This window comes from Streptomyces sp. WI03-4A, from assembly GCF_033792105.1.
GTDB classification, from domain to species: Bacteria; Actinomycetota; Actinomycetes; order Streptomycetales; family Streptomycetaceae; genus Streptomyces; species Streptomyces collinus_A.
On the sequence record NZ_JARAUO010000007.1, the window covers coordinates 186921 to 207963 of the forward strand.

At 74.2% G+C, this 21043-nt stretch carries 2 protein-coding genes; both read left to right on the forward strand.

All coding sequences use genetic code 11. The features are described from left to right. Positions 1-3 precede the first annotated feature (3 nt). Complete coding sequence (locus PV343_RS10940; protein ID WP_319146645.1) at positions 4-5100, forward strand: type I polyketide synthase; 5097 nt, start codon at positions 4-6, stop codon at positions 5098-5100. A 75-nt stretch (positions 5101-5175) separates the two neighbouring features. Beyond that, complete coding sequence (locus PV343_RS10945) at positions 5176-21033, forward strand: SDR family NAD(P)-dependent oxidoreductase (RefSeq protein WP_415923482.1); 15858 nt, start codon at positions 5176-5178, stop codon at positions 21031-21033. Positions 21034-21043: the final 10 nt, after the last annotated feature.

Below are 21043 nucleotides of genomic sequence, written 5' to 3' on the forward strand. Positions count from 1 at the left end.
ACCATGGGCAACGACGACAAGCTCCGCGAGTACCTCAGACGGGCGACGGCCGAACTCCGGCAGACCACCCGCAGGCTGCGCGACGCCGAGCGGCGCCTGCACGAACCCATCGCCGTCGTCGCGACGGGCTGCCGCTTCCCCGGCGGGGTCCGCACCCCCGGGGACCTGTGGGACCTGGTCGCGTCCGGGACCGACGCGATCTCCGGGTTCCCGCGCAACCGCGGCTGGGACGTGGACGGCCTGTACGACCCCGAGCCGGCCACGCCCGGCCGGACGTACTGCGCGCAAGGCGGCTTCCTGCACGACGCCGGGGAGTTCGACGCGGACTTCTTCCGGATCAGCCCCCGCGAGGCCAGGGAGACCGACCCGCAGCAGCGGCTGCTGCTGGAGCTGTCCTGGGAGCTGCTGGAACGGGCCCGCATCGACCCCACGTCGCTCAAGGGCAGCCCCACCGGCGTGTTCACCGGACTCGTCTACCACGACTACGCCGCGCAGGGCATCGGCAGCCTGGCCAGTGTCGCCTCCGGACGGGTCGCCTACACGCTGGGCCTCGAGGGGCCCGCCGTGACCGTGGACACCGCCTGCTCGTCCTCCCTGGTGGCCGTGCACCTGGCCGCACAGGCCCTGCGGGCGGGGGAGTGCACCCTCGCCCTCGCGGGCGGCGTCACCGTGATGGCCACCCCCGACTCGTTCGTGGGGTTCAGCCAGGACCGCGGCCTGGCTCCCGACGGTCGCTGCAAGTCGTTCTCCGCCGACGCCGACGGCACGACCTGGTCCGAGGGCGTCGGACTGCTCCTGCTGGAGCGCCTGCCGGTGGCGCGCCGGCTCGGCCACCCCGTGCTCGCCGTGCTGCGCGGCAGCGCCGTCAACCAGGACGGCGCGAGCAACGGCCTGTCGGCACCCAACGGCCCCGCCCAGCAGCGGGTGATCGAACAGGCTCTGAGCGGTGCCCAGTTGACCGCCGATCAGATCGACGCCGTCGAGGCGCACGGCACCGGAACCTCCCTGGGCGACCCCATCGAGGCCCAGGCGCTCCTCGCCACCTACGGACAGGGCCGCCCCGCCGACCGGCCGCTGTGGCTCGGCTCCATCAAGTCCAACATCGGCCACACTCAGGCCGCCGCCGGTGTGGGCGGCATCATCAAGATGATCGAGGCGCTGCGCCGCGAGACCCTGCCGCGCACCCTGCACCTGACGGCGCCCACTTCCGGAGTGGACTGGTCGGCGGGTCACGCACGGCTCCTCACCGAGGCCAGGCCGTGGCCGCGCACCGACCGACCCCGGCGCGCCGGCGTCTCGGCCTTCGGCCTGAGCGGCACCAACGCCCACGTCATCATCGAAGAGGCGCCGGCCGAGGAGCCGACCGAGCCCCTCTCCCTGGGGGACGCCGCTGCCGAGGAGCCGACTGACGCCGTGCCCGCGGGGGACACCTCTGCCGGGGAGACGGCCTCGCAGGCAACCCCCCAGGCGGCTGCGGCCGCCACCGACACCTCGGCCCCGTCGGTCGTCCCGCGGCTGGTCCCTCCGCTCGTCCCGCTGCTCGTCTCCGGCCGCGGCGAACCGGCCCTGCGTGCCCAGGCCGGCGCCCTGCTCGACCATCTGCGCGCCCACCCCGGGCAGTCGCTGCTCGACCTGGGCCACTCCCTGGCCGTGTCGAGGGCCCACCTGGAAGAGCGCGCCGCCGTGGTCGCCGCCGACGGGCCCGCGGCAGCCGCCGCGCTCGCCGCGCTGGCCGGCGGCGGCACCGCGGCGGGCCTCGTGCGGGACCTGGCGCAGGCGGACGCGAGGACGGCGTTCCTGTTCACCGGGCAGGGCGCCCAGCATCTCGGCATGGGACGCGAACTGCACGCGGCGCACCCGGCGTTCGCCGAAGCCCTCGACGCGGCACTCGCCGTACTCGACCCCCATCTGGACCGCCCGCTGCGGGACGTGATGTGGGGCTCGGACGCCGCGCTGCTCGACCGGACCGGCTACGCCCAGCCCGCGCTCTTCGCCGTGGAAGTCGCGCTGTTCCGGCTCCTGGAATCCTGGGGAGTACGACCCGACCACGTGCTCGGCCACTCGGTCGGCGAGATCGCCGCGGCACACGTGGCCGGGGCGCTCTCCCTGCCCGACGCCGCCGAACTGGTCGCCACGCGCGGGCGGTTGATGCAGGCCCTGCCGCCCGGCGGTGCGATGGTGGCGGTGCAGGCGGCCGAGGAAGAAATCGTCCCCCTGCTGGACGACCGGGTCGCGGTGGCCGCCGTGAACGGTCCCTCGTCGACCGTACTGTCCGGGACCGAGGACGCCGTCATGGCCGTGGCGGAGCGGCTCAGGGCCGCCGGGCGGCGGACCAAGCGGCTCGCCGTGTCCCACGCCTTCCACTCGGCGCTGATGGAACCCATGCTCGACGAGTTCGCCGAGGTGGCCGCCGCACTGCGCTACACGGCACCAGAGATCGCGGTCGTCTCGTCCGTGACCGGCGAGCCCGTGACGGCCGAACTGACCGACCCCGGCCACTGGGTGCGGCAGGTACGGGCCACCGTACGGTTCGGCGCCGGCGTGCGGTGGCTCGCCGACCGCGGCGTGACCACCTTCCTCGAGCTCGGCCCCGACGCGGCTCTGAGCGCGGCCGGACCCGAGAACCTCGCAGCCGGCCAGGACGCCGCGTTCGTCCCGACGCTGCGCCGCGACCGCCCGGAGCGGACGGAACTGGTCACCGCTGTGGCACGGGCGCACACCCGGGGCACGTCCCTGGACTGGACCGCCTTCTACGCGGGCAGCGGCGCCCGCCGGATCGACCTGCCGACCTACCGGTTCCAGCGCACCTGGTACTGGTCCGAGCAGGCCACGCAGCCCCCGGCGGCCGCCGGTCCGTCCGACGACGACTTCTGGACCGGCCTCGACCATGCCGACCTGCCCGCGCTGGCGGCGGACCTGGGCGTCGGCGCCGAGGCACTGGCCGAGGTCCTGCCCGCGCTCTCCGCCGCCCGCGACACCCGGCGCGCCGAGTCGACCGTGGCCGACTGGCGCTACCGCGTCGTCTGGCAGCCGGTGGCCGACCCCGCCTCCCGCCCGGTCGGCGGCCGCTGGCTGCTCGCGGTGCCCGAGGCCCGTACGGACGATCCGCGCGTGTCCGCGGTCGCCGCGGCGCTCCGGGCACACGGCGCCGACGTCGTGCCGTTCCCGGTCGGCCCCGACGAGGACCGAGCCACCCTGGCCACCCGGCTGCGGGAGCTGATGGGCGCAGCTGCCGGGCAGGCGGCACCGGGAGGAGAAGGCGCGGAGGGCGGAGCGGGCGCCGGGGCCGGGGGAGCCGCGCCGGCCGTCGTCCGCGGAGCACTGTCCCTGCTCGCCCTCGCCACCGAACCGCATCACCGGCATCCCGCACTGCCCACGGGATACGCCGCCACGGTCACCCTCGTGCAGGCGCTCAGCGACGCCGCCCTGGCCGCGCCCCTGTGGTGCGCCACCTTCGGCGCGGTGGCCGTCGACGACGCGGAACGGCCCGACCCCGGCCAGGCGATGCTGCACGGCCTGGGCACCGGCCTGGCACTCGACCTGCCGGACACCTGGGGCGGCCTGATCGACCTCCCGGCCGAGCCGGTCCTCTCGGTCGACGGCGACCCCATCGCCGAGGCATACCCCACCGCAGACGCACACGTGTTGCGGAGGATGTGCCTGATGCTGGCCGGGACCGGCGAGACACCCCCGCCGGGCACCGGTCCTGAGGACCACGTCGCCGTCCGCCCGGCCGGCGTGTTCGCCCGCCGTATGGTCCGCGCACCGCTCGAAGGACCCCCGGCGAGTCCGTGGCGGTCCACCGGCACCGTACTGATCACCGGAGGAACCGGCGGGCTCGGCGCCCATGTCGCCCGGCTCATGGCCGAGTCGGGCGCCGCGCACCTGCTGCTGGCCGGCCGGCGAGGAGCGAAGGCGCCAGGAGTCCAGGAACTGCAAGCCGAGTTGACCGCGATGGGGACCGAAGTCACCGTGGCGGCCTGCGACGTGGCCGACCGCGACTCGCTCCGCGCCCTGCTGGACAGCGTCCCCGCGCACCGGCCGCTGACCGCCGTCGTGCACGCGGCCGGCGCGATGCAGCGGATGGCACCACCGGCCGAACTCACCCTCGACGAACTCGCCGCCCTGGCCTCAGCCAAGGTGCGGGGCGCCGCACACCTCGACGAACTGCTCGCCGGGACACCGCTGGACGCGTTCGTGCTGTTCTCGTCGGGCGCCGCGGTGTGGGGCAGCGCCGGACAGGCGGGGTACGGCGCCGCCAACGCCTACCTCGACACGCTCGCCGCCGACCGCCGGGCCCGCGGCCTGACGGCCACCTCGATCGCCTGGGGTTCCTGGGACGGGGGCATGGTCGACGCCGAACTCGCCGCGGGGATGCGGCGGCTCGGAGCCCCGCCCATGCGGCCCGCCCTGGCCGTCACCGCGCTCCGCCAGGCCCTCGCACACCGGGAACACCACCTCGTGGTCGCCGACATCGACTGGACCCGCTTCGCCCCCGTCTTCACCATGGCCCGTCAACGCCCCCTGCTCGACGCCCTGCCCGAGGCGGCGGCCAACGGGACCGGCGGCGGAGCCGCCGAGACGGCGTCCACCCTGGCCGACCGGCTGGCCGGACTGCCGCCCGCCCAGCGGGGCCGCGAGGTGCTCGACCTCGTCCGCACCCAGGTGGCCGCCCTGCTCGGCTACGACGACCCCCAGACCCTGGAACCCGCGAAGGCCTTCTCCGACCTGGGCTTCGACTCCGTGGCCGCCACCGACCTCAAGATCCGGCTGTCCAGGGAGACCGGCCTCGACCTCCCGGCCACCCTGGTCTTCGACCACGCCACCCCGGCCGCCGTCGCCGATCACCTCGGCACCCTGCTCGCGCCGCCCACCGGCACGGCCCGGCTGCTCGGCGACCTCGACCGCCTTGAGGCCGCCGTCGCCGCACTGCCCACCGAGGACATCGAGCGGCACCGCGTCGCCGCCCGGCTGCGCACCCTGCTCGCGGCCGCCGAGGCGGCCGAGACGGCCGAGACGGACGGCGGCCCCATCGGCGAGGACGCCACGGCCGACGAACTCTTCGCGTTCATCGACAACGAGCTCGGACTGAACGGCTGAACCCGCGCACCCGAACCGGCAGATGAGGACAGTGAGATGGCCGAGGACAAGAAGCTTCTCGACTACCTGCGACGGGTGACGGCCGACCTCGCGCAGACCAAACAGCAACTCCAGGACGCCCGCGCCGCGGCCCACGACCCGATCGCCATCGTCTCCATGGCCTGCCGCTACCCCGGCGGAGTGCGCACCCCCGAGGCGCTGTGGGACCTCGTCGCGCACGGTGTCGACGCCGTCGGGCCGCTGCCCGACGACCGGGGCTGGCCCCTGGACCGGCTGCTGTCGACCGAGGCCGACCGGCAGGGCACGAGCTACGTCGCCGAGGGCGGATTCCTCTACGACGCCATCGGCTTCGACGCCGGCCTGTTCGGCATCTCCCCGCGCGAAGCCGTCGTCATGGACCCGCAGCAGCGGCTCATGCTGGAGGTGTCCTGGGAAGTGCTCGAACGGGCCGGCATCGCCCCCGACGCCGTACGCGGCGAGCCGATCGGCGTCTTCACCGGATCCGGCTACCAGGACTACGGCGACCTCCTCAACGCCGCCCCCGACGCGGCCGAGGCGTACCTCGGCACCGCGGCCGCCTCAGCGGTCATCTCGGGCCGCGTCGCCTACACCCTCGGCCTGGAGGGCCCCACCCTGACCGTCGACACCGCCTGCTCCTCCTCACTCGTGGCCCTGCACCTCGCCGTACAGGCACTGCGCCGCCGCGAGTGCACGATGGCGCTGGCCGGCGGCGTGATGGTGATGTGCACACCCGCGCCGTTCGTGGCCTTCAGCCGGCAGCGCGGGCTGGCCCCGGACGGCCGCTGCAAGGCGTACTCCGACACCGCCGACGGCACCGGCTGGGCGGAGGGCGCCGGCGTACTGCTGCTGGAACGGCTCTGCGACGCGCGGCGCAACGGCCACGACGTACTCGCCGTGATCCGCGGCAGCGCCGTCAACCAGGACGGCGCGAGCAACGGCCTCACCGCCCCCAGCGGACCGGCCCAGCAGCGCGTCATCCGCCAGGCCCTCGACGACGCGCGACTGCCCGCCGGGCAGGTCGACGCGGTCGAGGGCCACGGCACCGGCACCACCCTGGGCGACCCCATCGAGGCGCAGGCCCTGCTGGCCACCTACGGCCAGGGCCGGACACCCGAACAGCCACTCTGGCTGGGCTCGTTGAAGTCGAACTTCGGACACGCCCAGGCCGCCGCCGGGGTCGGCGGCGTCATCAAGATGGTCATGGCCCTGCGGCACGGCGTGCTGCCCCGCACCCTGCACGTGACGGAGCCGTCCAGCAAGGTCGACTGGACGTCCGGCGCGGTCCGGCTGCTGACGGACGCCCAGCCGTGGCCGGACCGCGAACACCCCCGGCGCGCGGCCGTCTCCTCGTTCGGAGTGAGCGGCACCAACGCCCACGTCATCCTCGAAGCCGAGGCGCAGGGCACCTCGCTCGCCCCGCCGCGCACCGTACACACCGCGCCCGCCGCCCACGCGTGGCCGCTCTCCGCGAACGACGACGACGCGCTCGCCGCGACGGCGGCACGGCTGGCCGACTTCGTGACCGGTCAGGAGACCGATTCCGCCGATCCCGCCGATCCCGCCGACATCGCGTACTCGCTGACCGCGACGCGCGCGACGCTCGGCCACCGTGCCGTCGTGATCGGCGCGACCACCGCCGAACTGGTCGCCGGACTCACCGCACTCGCCGAACACCGGGAAGCGGCGAACGTCGTACAGGGCACCGCACGCACCGGCTCGCAGACAGCCTTCGTCTTTCCCGGCCAGGGCTCCCAGTGGGCCGGCATGGCCGTAGAACTGCTGGACTCGTCCCAGGAGTTCGCGCGGCGCGTGACCGAATGCGCCGAAGCACTGCGCCCCTTCGTCGACTGGGATCTGCTCGACGTCCTGCGCGGCGCCCCGGACGCGCCCACGCTCGACGCCGTCGACGTGGTGCAGCCCGCGCTGTGGGCCGTCATGGTCTCCCTCGCGCACCTCTGGCGCGCACACGGCGTCGAGCCGGCCGCCGTGATCGGCCACTCACAGGGCGAGATCGCCGCGGCCTGCGTGGCCGGCGGCCTGACCCTCGAGGACGGCGCCCGCGTGGTCGCCCTGCGCAGCCGCCTCATCGCCGAGCGACTGGCCGGACTGGGCGGAATGATGTCGGTGGCCCTGTCCGCCGAGGCCGCCGAAGCCCGCATCCGCGACCTCGGCGGCCTCTCCCTCGCCGCGGTCAACGGCCCCGGCTCGGTCGTCGTCTGCGGTGAGCCCGACGCACTGGAGCGCCTGCGCGCCGACCTCACCGACTCCGGCGTCCGCGCCCGCGTGATCCCGGTCGACTACGCCTCGCACTCCCACTACGTCGAAGGCATCCGCGACCGGCTCCTGGAACTCCTCGCGCCGATCCGGCCCCGCAGCGCGGAGGTGCCCTTCCACTCCACGGTGACCGGCGGACTCCTCGACACCACCGCACTCGACGCCGAGTACTGGTACCGCAACCTGCGGCAGACGGTCCGCTTCGCCGACACCGCCCGCGCCCTGGCCGAGACGGGCTTCGACGTCTTCGTCGAGACCAGCGCCCACCCCGTGCTCAAGCTCGCCATGGAGGAGACCTTCGTCGATGCCGGAGCGCTCGCTACCGTCACCGGCACCCTGCGCCGCGACGACGGCGGCCCCGACCGCTTCCTGTCCTCGCTCGCCGAGGCCCATGTGCACGGTGTCGCGGTCGACTGGTCCCGCGCCTGCCTCGGCGGCCGCCGCACGGGCCTGCCCACCTACCCCTTCCGGCACACCCGGTACTGGCTGGACGCCACCACCGGCACCGGCGGCGACGTCACCGGCGCCGGCCAGCGCGCCGCGCGCCACCCCCTGCTCGGCGCCGTCGTCGCCACCCCCGCGTCGGACGGCGTGATCCTCACCGGCAGGCTGTCCACGGCCGCCCAGCCGTGGCTCGCCGACCACACCGTGCTCGGCACGGCCGTGTTCCCCGGCACCGGCTTCGTGGAACTGGCCGTACGCGCAGGCGACGAGACCGGCTGCCCCGTCCTGGCCGAACTGACCGTCGAGGCACCCCTCCTCCTCAACGACGCGAGCGGCACCCAGCTGCACGTCGTCGTGGGCGGCCCCGACCAGGACGGGGCACGCCCCCTGCACGTCTACGCGCGGGCCGAGGACGCCCCCGAACACGAACCCTGGACCCGCCACGCCACCGGCCTGCTCGCCCCCGGACCGGCCACCGCCCCCGGCACCCGCACCCAGTGGCCGCCCGCCGGGGCGACCCCCGTCGACCTCGACGGCTTCTACCCCGCACTCGCCGAGACCGGACTGAGCTACGGCCCCGTCTTCCAGGGACTGCGCGCCGTCTGGCGCGCCGGCGACGACGTGTACGCCGAGGTACGACTGCCCGACGCCGTCTCCGACGGACTGCCCGACGCCGGCCAGGACGCCGACGACCAGGACCGCGCCTTCGGCCTGCACCCGGCCCTGCTGGACGCCGCCCTGCACGCCTGTGCCCTGACCGGCGCCGTCGCCGAGCGCGCCCTGCTGCCGTTCGCGTTCTCCGGCCTCACCCTGCACGCCTCCGGAGCCTCGCACCTGCGGGTCCGGCTCACCGCGCTCCGTGAGGGCGAGGTCGCGCTGGAGGCCGCCGACCCGACCGGCGCCCCGGTCGTCTCGCTCGACTCGGTCGTCCTGCGGCCGGCACCGGACGAGTGGACCGACGGCACGCGACCCGTCCACGACGCGCTGTACCGGCCCTCGTGGACACCGGTGACCGTCGGGCCGGGCGAGCCCGTCACCGCGGCAGCGTGGGACGAGGTGAGCCGGGGCGAGGCGATCCGTGACGAGGTAGCCCGCAGCGAGGCGATCCGCGACGAGGCGGCCGGCCCGGAGACACCGCACGTCATCACCCTGGCGGTCGAACCCGGCACCGACCGGTCCGCGGTGCACGCCGCCACCCACCGTGTCCTCACCGCACTCCAGACCTGGCTGACCGACGACCGCTTCGCCGACTCGACGCTCCTCGTGCACACCCGGGGCGCGGTCGCCCTGGACGGCGAGGACGTCACCGACCTCGCCGGGGCCGCCGTGTGGGGCCTCGTGCGCTCCGCACAGTCGGAACACCCCGGCCGGATCGTGCTGGCCGACGCGGACGGACCTCTCGCCGACCGGCTGCCGGCCATCGTCGCCTCCGGCGAACCCCAACTGATCTTCCGCGACGCCCAGTTCCACGGGGCCCGGCTCGCCCGGGTCCCCGCCGCGGCCCGTACCGACGACGAGGACACCGAGGCCACCGTCATTCCGTTCGCCCCGGACACCACCGTCCTCATCACCGGGGGAGCGGGCACTCTCGGCGGACTCCTCGCCCGGCACCTGGTCACCCGGCACGGCGTACGGCACCTGCTGCTCCTGGGCCGCCGCGGAGCCGACACACCCGGCGCCGACGCACTGCGCGAACGACTCGTCGAACTGGGCGCCCACACCGTCACGTTCGCCGCCTGCGACGCCGCCGACCGCGACGCCCTGGCTCAGGCACTCGCCGCCGTACCCGCCGACCGGCCACTGCGCGGCATCGTCCACGCGGCCGGCGTCCTCGCCGACGGCACCCTCACCACCCTCACCCCGCAGCACCTGGACGCCGTACTCCGGCCCAAGGCCGACGCGGCCCTCAACCTGCACGACCTGGGCGGCGACGTCGACCTGTTCGTCCTGTTCTCCGGCGCGGCCGGCACCCTCGGCTCACCCGGACAGGGCAACTACGCGGCCGCCAACGCCTTCCTCGACGGCCTCGCCACCCACCGCCGCGCGCAGGGCCGCCCCGCGCAGTCGCTGGCCTGGGGATTCTGGGCACAGGGCAGCGGAATGACCGGCGGCCTCGGCGCGGACGACCGCGCCCGCATCACCCGCAGTGGCATGATCGGCCTGTCCGACGAGGAAGGGACGGCACTGTTCGACGCCGCCCTGGCCCGCCGCGAACCCGTCCTGCTTCCCGCCCGCTTCGACCTGGCCGCGCTGCGTGGACAGCCCGACGTCCCCACCCTCTTCCGCGGCCTCGTGCCCGGCACCCGCCGAACCGCCGCCGCACTGCCCACCCCGGACTCGGCCACCGACTTCCTCACCGGGCTCCCCGACGCCGACCGGGAACAGGCCCTGCTCGACCTCGTCCTGGACCGCGCCGCGGTCGTTCTCGGCTTCGCCGGCGCCTCCGACATCGACCCCGACCGCGCCTTCCGCGACATGGGGTTCGACTCGCTGACCGCCGTCGAGTTCCGCAACCGCCTGGGCCGCACACTCGGCCTGCGACTGCCGGTGACCCTCGCGTTCGACTACCCGTCCCCCGGCGCCCTGGCCCGCTTCCTGCTCGGCGAGCTCGCCGGCACGACCGGGGCGACCGGGGTGACGACCGGGGCCTGGGGGACGTCCGGCGCCGTGGCGGTCCCGGACACCGAGCCCGTCGCCGTGGTGGCCATGAGCTGCCGCTTCCCCGGCGGCGTCGGCTCCCCCGAGGACCTGTGGCGGCTCGTCTCAGACGGAGTGGACGCCGTCTCCGAATTCCCCGCCGACCGCGGCTGGAACGTCGACGAACTCCACGACCCCACCGCCGAGCGCCCCGGCAGCAGCTACACCCGCCAGGGCGGATTCCTCTACGACGCCGCCGACTTCGACCCCGCCTTCTTCGGCATCAGCCCCAATGAAGCCCTGGCCATGGACCCCCAGCAGCGCCTGCTCCTGGAGTGTGCGTGGGAGGCGTTCGAGCGCGCCGGCATCGACCCGGCCACCCTGCGCGGCAGCGCCACCGGCGTCTTCGCCGGCCTGATGTACCACGACTACGCCGGCAACAGCGGCACCGGCGCCAACGCGTCCGGCCGGGTGGCGTACACCTTCGGTCTGGAGGGCCCGGCGGTCACCGTCGACACGGCCTGCTCGTCCTCCCTGGTGGCCCTGCACCTCGCGGCGCGCGCCCTGCGCTCCGGCGAGTGCACGCTCGCCCTGGTCGGCGGCGCCAGCGTCATGGCCACCCCCGAGATCTTCGTCGAGTTCAGCAGACAGCGCGCCCTCTCCCACGACGGCCGCTGCAAGCCCTACGCGGAAGCGGCCGACGGCACCGGAATCTCCGAAGGCGCCGGCCTGCTGCTGGTCGAGCGGCTGTCCGACGCACGTCGTCTCGGCCACCCGGTGCTGGCGGTGGTACGGGGCTCGGCCGTGAACCAGGACGGCGCCTCGAACGGCTTCACCGCGCCGAACGGCCCTTCGCAGCAACGGGTCATCCGGCAGGCGCTCGCGGCGGCGGGTCTGTCGTCCGCGGACGTCGACGCGGTGGAGGGACACGGCACCGGGACGGTCCTGGGCGACCCCATCGAGGCGCAGGCGCTGCTGGCCGCGTACGGGCAGGACCGCCCCGAGGGACGCCCGTTGTGGCTGGGCTCCGTCAAGTCGAACATCGGACACACCCAGGCCGCGGCGGGAGTCGCCGGGATCATGAAGATGATCCTGGCCATGCGGCACGGCGTGCTGCCGCGCTCCCTGCACGTGGACGAGCCGTCGGCGCGGGTGGACTGGTCCGCCGGGGCGGTGCGACTGCTGAGCGAAGCCCGGGAATGGGCGGCGGCGGAGGGCCGCCCGCGCCGGGCCGGCGTGTCGTCGTTCGGGATCAGCGGGACGAACGCGCACGTGATCCTGGAGGAGCCGGCTGCCGTCGAGCCGGCGCCCGGCACGCACGAAGTACGGCCGGTGGCGTGGACGGTGTCGGGGAAGACGCCCGAGGCGCTGACGGCCTACGCCGATCAGCTCAGGTCCTACCTCGCCGACCGGGAGTCGCCGAGTCCGGTGGACGTGGCGTGGACGCTGGCCGCCCGGCGGCAGTTCGGGCACCGGGCCGTGGTCGTCGGCGCTGACCGGGAGGAACTGCTGCGCGGGCTGGCCGGTGTGGACGCGGTGTCCACCGTGGCGGGCAAGTCGGCGTTCCTGTTCACGGGACAAGGGGCGCAGCGGCTGGGCATGGGTCGTGAACTGGCGGCTCGTTTCCCGGTGTTCGCGTCGGCCTTCGACGAGGTGGTCGCGGCCCTGGACGTTCACCTTGAGCGGCCGCTGCGCGAGGTGCTGTGGGGTGAGGACGCGGACCTGGTGCAGCGGACGGGCTGGGCGCAGCCGGGCCTGTTCGCCGTCGAGGTCGCGCTCTTCCGGCTGCTGGAGTCGGCGGGTCTGAAGCCGGACTTCGTGGCCGGGCACTCCATCGGTGAACTGGCCGCAGCGCACGTGGCGGGCGTTCTGTCGCTGCCGGACGCGGCTCGGCTGGTCGCGGCTCGTGCGCGGTTGATGCAGGCGCTGCCCGCCGGTGGGGCGATGGCATCCATTCGGGCCGAAGAGTCCGTGGTGCGGGCGGCGTTGGCTGACGGTGTCGGGATCGCGGCGGTCAACGGCCTGAGGTCCGTCGTCATCTCGGGCGCCGAGGACGCGCTGACGGAGACGATCGAGCGTCTCCATGACCACAAGGTCACGCGTCTTCGTGTCAGCCACGCGTTCCACTCCCCGCTGATGGAGCCGATGCTGGCCGACTTCGCCGAGGAGGCGGCCCAGTTGTCGTACGACGTGCCGCGCATCCCGTTGGTCTCGACGCTGACCGGCGAACCGGCGGCCGACGAACTGCGCGACCCCGGCTACTGGGTCCGCCAGGTCCGGCAGCCGGTCCGCTTCGCCGACGCCCTCGCCAGCCTCTGTGCACAGGGCGCGACCAAGTTCTTCGAGGTCGGCCCGGACGCCGTGCTGGCGGCCATGGCGGAGGACTCCCTCCCGGTCGAGGCGTACGCCGTGGCCAGTCAGCGCCGCGACCGGGAGGAGTCGTACGCGCTGCTGACCGCGCTCGGTGAACTGCACGTACGGGGCACCGACGTGGACTTCACCGCCCTCCACGCCCACGGACGGCATGTCGACGGCCTTCCCACCTACGCCTTCCAGCGTGCGCGCTACTGGGCCGACACCCAGGAGTACTGGTCCAACGCCTGGGCGGGGGCGAGCGGCGGGGACGTGGTGTCGGCGGGTCTGCGGCCGCTCAACCATCCCCTGTTGGGCGCGGCTGTGGCGCTGCCGGGTTCGGCCTCGGGCGAGTTCGTCCTCACCGGGCGGATCTCGGGGACCACACACTCCTGGCCGGCGGACCACGCGGTGATGGGGGTGGTGCTGCTCCCGGGCGCAGCGCTCGTCGAGTTGGCGCTGCACGCGGGCGATCAGGTGGGGTGCCCGCTGCTCGGGGAACTGACCCTCCACGCGCCGCTCGTCCTGCCCGACGCCGGCACGGTGATGCTGCGGGTCGTCGTGGGCGGGGCCGACGAGTCCGGCTCCCGCACGGTCGGCGTCCACTCGGCGACCGCGGAGGACACGCCCTGGACCCTGCACGCCGAGGGCCTGCTGACCGCCGCCGGCCCCGAACCGTCCGTCGACGGTGCCGACTGGCCGCCCGCCGACGCCGAGGAGCTGCCCACGGACGGCTTCTACCGACGGCTGCTCGACGAGGGCTACGCCTACGGCAGCTCGTTCCAGGGGCTTCGCAAGGTCTGGCGGCGGGGCGAAGAGCTCTACGCCGAGGTCGTCCTGCCGGAGCCGGTGGACGCCGAGGCGGACCGCTACGGCCTGCACCCCGCGCTCCTCGACGCCTGCCTGCACGCCCCGCTGCTGGCCGCGAGGACCGCGTCCCGCACGGACGAGGGCGCGATGCTCCCGTTCGCCTGGACCGAGGTGGCCTGCCACGCGATGGGCGCCACCGCCGTGCGGGTGCGGATCGCACCGGCCGGGGGCGACGCCCTGGCCGGAGACGCCCTGAGCGTCACTGCCACCGATCTGCGCGGCAACCCGGTGCTCACGGTGGGCTCGCTGGTGTCCCGCCCTGTCTCGGCCGACCAGCTCCGGGAGCGTGCGGCGCACCAGGACGCGAGCTACCGGGTGGAGTGGACCCCGCTCCCGAAGCCCTCCGGCGCGGCCTCCGTGGCGGTGCTCGGCAGCGACTCCCCGGCGGGCCTGGACGGTGCCACGTCCTTCCCGGAGCTCTCCGCGCTCGCCATGGCGGCCGACGAGGGGACGGGGCTCCCCGACCGGGTGGTGGTCCACTGCGGGGCCGTATCCGTGGGCGGCGGTGACGTGCTCACGGAGGTCCGCAGTGCCACGAGCCGGGTGCTGGGGCTCCTCCAGGAGTGGCTGGCGCTGGAGCGGCTCGGCGACACCCGCCTGGTCTTCGTGACATCGAACGCCGTACCCGACGGTCACGGCCCGGTCGACCTCGCCGCGGCCCCGCTGTACGGCCTGCTGCGGTCGGCGCAGGCCGAGCACCCCGGCCGGTTCGCCCTGGTGGACACGGACGGCAGCCAGGCATCGGCCGCCGCGCTGGCGGCAGGAGTGGCCTCCGGCGAGCCCGAGATCGTCCTGCGCGACGGGGAAGCGCGCGTCCCACGTCTGGCGCGAGTGACGGCCGCGCACGGCGAGGCCTCCACTCTGAACCCCGCGGGCACGGTGCTGGTCACCGGTGGTACCGGTGGTCTGGGTGGGCTGGTGGCGCGGCATTTGGTGAGGGAACACGGTGTGCGGCGAATGGTGTTGGTGAGTCGCCGAGGCGCACAGGCGCCGGGTGCGGGGGAGTTGGCGGCCGAGCTGGAGGGTCTCGGTGCCGAGGTGGTGGTGGCGGCCTGTGACGTGTCGGACCGCGATGCACTGGCCATGGTGTTGGCCGGCGTTCCTGCTGAGCATCCGTTGACCGGTGTGGTGCACACGGCCGGGGCGTTGGACGACGGTGTGGTGGCGTCGCTGAGCCCGGAGCGGCTGGACGCGGTACTGCGAGCGAAGGCGGACGCCGCCTGGCACCTCCATGAACTCACCCTGGACCAACCGCTCGCCGCGTTCGTCCTGTTCTCCTCGTCGGCCGGCGTGTTCGGCGCACCGGGCCAGGGCAACTACGCCGCCGCCAACACGTTCCTCGACGCCCTCGCCGCCCACCGTCGGGCAGCGGGCCTCCCGGCGGTGTCGCTGGCCTGGGGACTGTGGGCCGCGGGGGGCATGGGCGAGCGCCTCGGCCAAGCGGAACTGCGTCGCCTGGGGCGCAACGGATTCCCTCCGATGACGACGGGGCAGGGCCTTTCGCTCTTCGACTCCGCCCTGACCGCGGACGAAGCCCTGCGGGTCCTCGTCCGGCTGGACCTTCCCGCGCTACGCGCCGCCGACGCCGCATCCGGGCCGCTCTCCTCGATGCTGCGCGGGCTGGTACCCCCGGCTCGCCGGGCCGCAGGCAACGCCCCAGGCGACGGCTCCCTGCACGCCGCCCTCGCCGGTCGTCCCGCCGAGGAGCGGGACCGGGAACTCCTCCGCCTCGTGCGGACCGAGGTGGCGCGGGTGCTCGGGCACCCGTCGGCTGACTCCGTGGCGGCCGACCAGGCCTTCAAGGATCTGGGCTTCGACTCCCTGTCCGCCGTGGAACTGCGCAATCGCCTGAACGCCGTGACCGGTCTGCGGCTGCCCGCGACGCTGGTGTTCGACCACCCGACGGCCACCGCGGTCGCCGGCCACCTGGACAGGCTCCTGTTCGACGACGGCACCCGTCCGTCGGCGGCCGCTCCCGCGCCGGCCGCCGGGGTCGACGACGAGCCGGTGGTCATCGTGGGGATGGCCTGCCGTTTCCCGGGCGGGGTGTCCTCGCCGGAGGAACTGTGGCGGCTGGTGGACTCCGGGGGGGACGCGGTGTCGGACTTCCCGGCGAACCGGGGCTGGGACGTGGACAGCGTCTACGACCCCGAGCCGGGTACGGCAGGACGCAGCTATGCCCGATCGGGCGGATTCCTGCATGAGGCGGGGGAGTTCGACGCCGGCTTCTTCGGCATCAGCCCGAACGAGGCGCTGGCGATGGACCCGCAGCAGCGGTTGTTGTTGGAGACCTCGTGGGAGGCGTTCGAGCGGGCGGGGATCGACCCCGTCACGCTGCGCGGCAGCGCCACCGGCGTCTTCGCGGGCGTCATGTACCACGACTATCAGGACAACAGCAACACCGGCTCCATCGCCTCGGGCCGGGTTGCGTACACGTTCGGCCTGGAGGGCCCGGCGGTCACTGTGGACACGGCATGCTCGTCCTCCCTGGTGGCTCTGCATCTGGCGGCCCAGGCCCTGCGCAACGGCGAGTGCACGCTCGCGCTCGCGGGTGGCGTGACGGTCATGGCCACACCCGAGGTCTTCGTCGAGTTCAGCAGGCAGCGGGGTCTCTCACCGGACGGCCGCTGCCGCTCGTTCGCCGCCACGGCGGACGGGACCGGGTTCTCCGAAGGCGCCGGCGTTCTGCTGGTGGAGCGGTTGTCGGACGCCCGGCGTCTGGGGCATCCGGTGCTGGCGGTGGTCCGAGGCTCGGCGGTGAACCAGGACGGCGCGTCGAACGGGCTCACCGCGCCGAACGGGCCCGCGCAGGAGCGGGTGATCGAGCAGGCGCTTGCCGCCGCCGGACTGTCGTCCGCGGACGTGGACGCGGTGGAAGGGCACGGGACGGGCACGGTCCTCGGTGACCCCATCGAGGCCCAGGCGCTCCTGGCGACGTACGGGCGGGGCCGGCCGCTCGACAAGCCCGTCCTGCTCGGCTCCATCAAGTCGAACATCGGTCACACGCAGGCTGCGGCCGGTGCCGCGGGAATCATGAAGATGGTCCTGGCGATGCGGCACGGCACGCTGCCGCGCACGCTGCACGTCGACGAGCCCTCGGCGCAGGTGGACTGGTCCGCCGGAGCGGTCGAGCTGCTGACCGAGAGCCGGGAATGGTCCACGGCTGCCGGGCGCCCTCGCCGCGCTGCGGTGTCCTCGTTCGGACTGAGCGGGACGAACGCGCATGTGATCGTGGAGGAGCCGCCGGCGGACGCGGTCGTCGTGTCCGATGGCGATGCGGGGTCGGAGTCGGTCGCTCCGGTGGCCTGGGCGGTGTCGGCGAAGACCCCCGAGGCGCTGACGGCCTACGCCGATCAGCTCAAGTCGTACGTCACCGGGAACGAGTCGCCGCACCCGGCGGACGTGGCCCGAACCCTCGCCGGACGCGGGCAGTTCGAGCACCGGGCCGTGGTCGTGGGCGCGGACCGGGAGGAACTGCTGCGCGGGCTGGCGAGCTTGGGCACGGTGTCCCGGGTGGGCGGCAAGCTGGCCTTTCTGTTCACGGGGCAGGGGGCTCAGCGGCTCGGGATGGGCCGTGAACTGGCGGCTCGGTTCCCGGTGTTCGCTTCGGCCTTCGATGAGGTGGTCGCGGCGCTGGACGTTCATCTCGAGCGCCCGTTGCGTGAGGTCGTGTGGGGTGAGGATGCGGACCTGGTGCAGCGGACGGGCTGGGCGCAGCCGGGTCTGTTCGCGGTAGAGGTTGCCCTGTTCCGGTTGCTGGAGTCGGCGGGGCTGAGGCCGGACTTCGTGGCCGGGCACTCCATCGGCGAGCTGGCCGCTGCGCATGTGGCGGGGGTTCTGTCGCTATCGGATGCGGCTCGTCTGGTCGCGGCGCGTGCTCGGTTGATGCAGGCGCTGCCCGCGGGTGGTGCGATGGCGTCCGTCCGGGCCGAGGAATCCGTAGTACGGGCAGCCCTCACGGACGGCGTCGAGATCGCGGCGGTCAACGGGCCACGCTCCGTCGTCGTCTCCGGCGCCGAGGACGCGGTCACGGAGACGATCGAGAGGCTGCAGGACCACAAAGTCACCCGGCTCCGCGTCTCCCACGCCTTCCACTCCCCGCTGATGGAACCCATGTTGGCCGACTTCGCCGAGGTCGCCTCCCAGCTCTCCTACAACACCCCGCGTATCCCACTGGTCTCGACCCTCACCGGCGAGCCGGCCACCGACGATCTCCGCGACCCCGCCTACTGGGTCCGCCAGGTCCGCGAACCGGTCCGCTTCGCCGACGCCCTCACCACCCTCGCCGCACAGGGTGCGACCAAGTTCCTCGAACTCGGCCCCGACACCGTCCTGGCCGCCATGGCCGAGGACACCCTCCCCGCCGACACCACCCACATCACTGCCACCCAACGCCGAGACCGCCCCGAGCCCCACACCCTCCTCACCGCCCTCGGCACCCTCCACACCACCGGCACCGACGTCGACTTCACCGCCCTCCACACCCCCGGACGACACCTCGACGACCTCCCCACCTACCCCTTCCAACGCCGCCTGTACTGGGCCGGTGGAGGCGCGAAGGGCGGCGGTGACCCCGAGTCCATCGGGCTGACCCGGGCCGTTCATCCCCTGCTCGGCGCGGCGGTGACCGTGGCCGATTCGGACATGGTGATGCTGACCGGCCGCCTGTCGGCGCGGACGCAGCCCTGGCTGGCCGATCACGTCGTGGGCGGCTCGATCCTCTTCCCGGGCACCGGGTTCCTGGAGTTGGCGATCACCGCGGCCGAGGAGAGCGGCTGCGACCTGCTCGACGAATTGGTGCTCGAATCGCCGCTGGTGATACCGGAGCACGGCGGTGTCGCCGTCCAAGTGCTCGTCGGGGCACCGGACGGCTCGGGTGTCCGCCCCGTCAGCGTCCACTCGCGCGGCGACGAGCCGGGCCGTCCATGGGTCCGGCACGCCGTCGGCGCCGTACGGGCAGCCGCACTCGTCCCGACGTCCGCCACCGCTCCCGCCGCCGTATCCTCGGTGTGGCCGCCGCACGACGCCGTCCCGGTCGATCTCACGGGCCGCTACGACCGTCTGGCCGCCGAAGGACTGTCGTACGGCGCCACCTTCCAGGGGCTGACCGCGGTGTGGCGGCACGGCGACGACGTGTACGCCGAGGTGGCCCTGCCGCCCACGGTGCCGCTGGGTGAGGGCTTCCGGCTGCACCCCGCTCTGCTGGACGCGGGGCTCCAGGCCGTCGGACTGCGTACGGGTGAACCCGAAGCGGCTCGGCTTCCGTTCACCTGGACGCGTGTCACGGTGTCCGCGCCGGGCGCCACCCGGCTGCGGGTACGGCTGTCCCCGGCGCCCGAGGGCGGAGTCGCGCTGGAGATCAGTGACGGTGCGGGCCGGCCGGTCGCCTCCGTCGAGTCGCTGGTGCTGCGCGAGGTCGACACGGCCGCGCTCGCCACCGCCGGTGCCGTGGGGCGGGAGGCGCTGTTCGAACTCACCTGGACGCCCGTACCGACTCCGGTTCCGGTGCCGTCGACCTGGGAGCACTGGCACCAGCTCGACTCGGACGGCGCCGTGCCGGAGACGGTCGTGCTGGAGAGCGTCACCGAAGCGGGTCAGGACAGCGACGCCGTGCACCGGGAGGTCAACCGCGTCCTCGGCGTCCTGCAGAGCTGGCTCGCGGACGAGCGGTACGCCCGTTCCACGCTGGTGGTGGTCACCAGGAACGCGGTCGCCGTCGACGCGGTGACGGACCTTGCCGGTGCGGCGGTGTGGGGCCTGGTGCGTTCGGCCCAGTCGGAGAACCCCGGTCGCATCGTGCTGGCCGACCTCGACGACTTCGACGCGCTCGGGACGGCTCTGGCCACCGGCGAGCCCCAAGTGGCCGTACACGGCGGCGAAGTCCGGGTGGCCCGACTGACCAGGCCCTCCGGACCGCGCGCCACCGCCCCCACCACCGTTCCCGTCGGCACCTCCGCCGACGCCCCTGCCCTCACCCCCGCCGTCACCGACCGGCTGCCGGCCTTCGACCCCGGAGGCACGGTGCTGCTGACCGGCGCCACCGGCATGCTCGGCAGGCTGGTGGCCCGCCACCTGGTGACCGCACACGGCGTACGGCGGCTGCTGCTCCTCGGCAGGCGCGGTCCCGCCGCCGCGGGCTGCGCCGAACTGGTCGCGGAACTGGACGCGTTGGGCGCGCACGTCGACGTGGCGGCGTGTGACGTCGCCGACCGGGACGCTCTCGCCGGTGTTCTGGCGGCGGTACCCGTCGACCACCCGCTGACCGGGGTGGTGCACGCGGCCGGTGTGCTGGACGACGGCGTGATCGGCTCGCTCAGCCCCGAACGGGTCGACGCCGTACTCCGCCCCAAGGTCGACGCCGCTCTCAACCTGCACGAACTCACCGAGTCGGCCAAGCTCTCGGCGTTCGTGCTGTTCTCGTCGGCCGCAGGTGTCTTCGGCAGCCCCGGTCAGGGTAGTTACGCCGCCGCCAACGCCTTCCTCGACGCGCTCGCGGCCCACCGGCAGACCCTCGGCATGCCGGCACACTCCCTGGCCTGGGGCCTGTGGGACGGCGCCGACGGCATGGCCGCCGACCTGGTGGACGGCGATCGCCGCCGTATGTCCCGTACCGGAGTGCGGCCGCTGTCCGAGACGGACGGCCTCGCACTCCTCGACGCGGCGCTCGGCACCGACGCACCGGCCCTCGTCCCGATCCGCCTCGACCTCACGTCCCTGGCGGCGCAGGCCGAACTGCCGCCGCTGTTCGGCACGCTCGTACGACGCCCGGCGGCGCGACCGGCCGCGACGGACACGGCCGACGCACTGCGGCGCCGTCTGGCGGACCTTTCGGCCGACGAGTGGGAGCCCGAACTGCTCGAAGTCGTCAGGACGCACGCGGCCGCCATCCTCGGCCACTCAGGACCCGAGGACGTCCCGGCCTCCCGCCCCTTCAAGGAGCTGGGCTTCGACTCGCTCAGCGCGGTCGAGTTCCGCAACCTGCTCAACGCCGCCACCGGCCTGCGCCTGCCGCCCACCCTCGTCTTCGACCACCCGAACGCCGCCGCCCTCGCCGCCGAACTCACCGTGCACCTGGCCCCCGACACGGACGACGGCGAGCCCGACACGGAGCGCCGGATCAGGGACGTACTGCACGCCATACCGATCGGCCGGCTGCGGGACGCGGGGCTCCTGGAACGCCTGCTGGAACTCGGCGGAGCCGCCCCGGACACACTCGCCCCCACCGATGGGGAGGTCGGCTCGATCGACGACATGGACACCGACGCCCTGATCAACATGGCCCTGGGCGGGCGCGACGATTTCGACTCGTCCGGAATGAGTGGAGACCCCCGATGACCGGCCCCGA

Bases quoted from the DNA above. Each gene is read 5' to 3' on its own strand.
- PV343_RS10940 (WP_319146645.1), top strand. From the start codon at position 4: ATGGGCAACGACGACAAGCTCCGCGAGTACCTCAGACGGGCGACGGCC.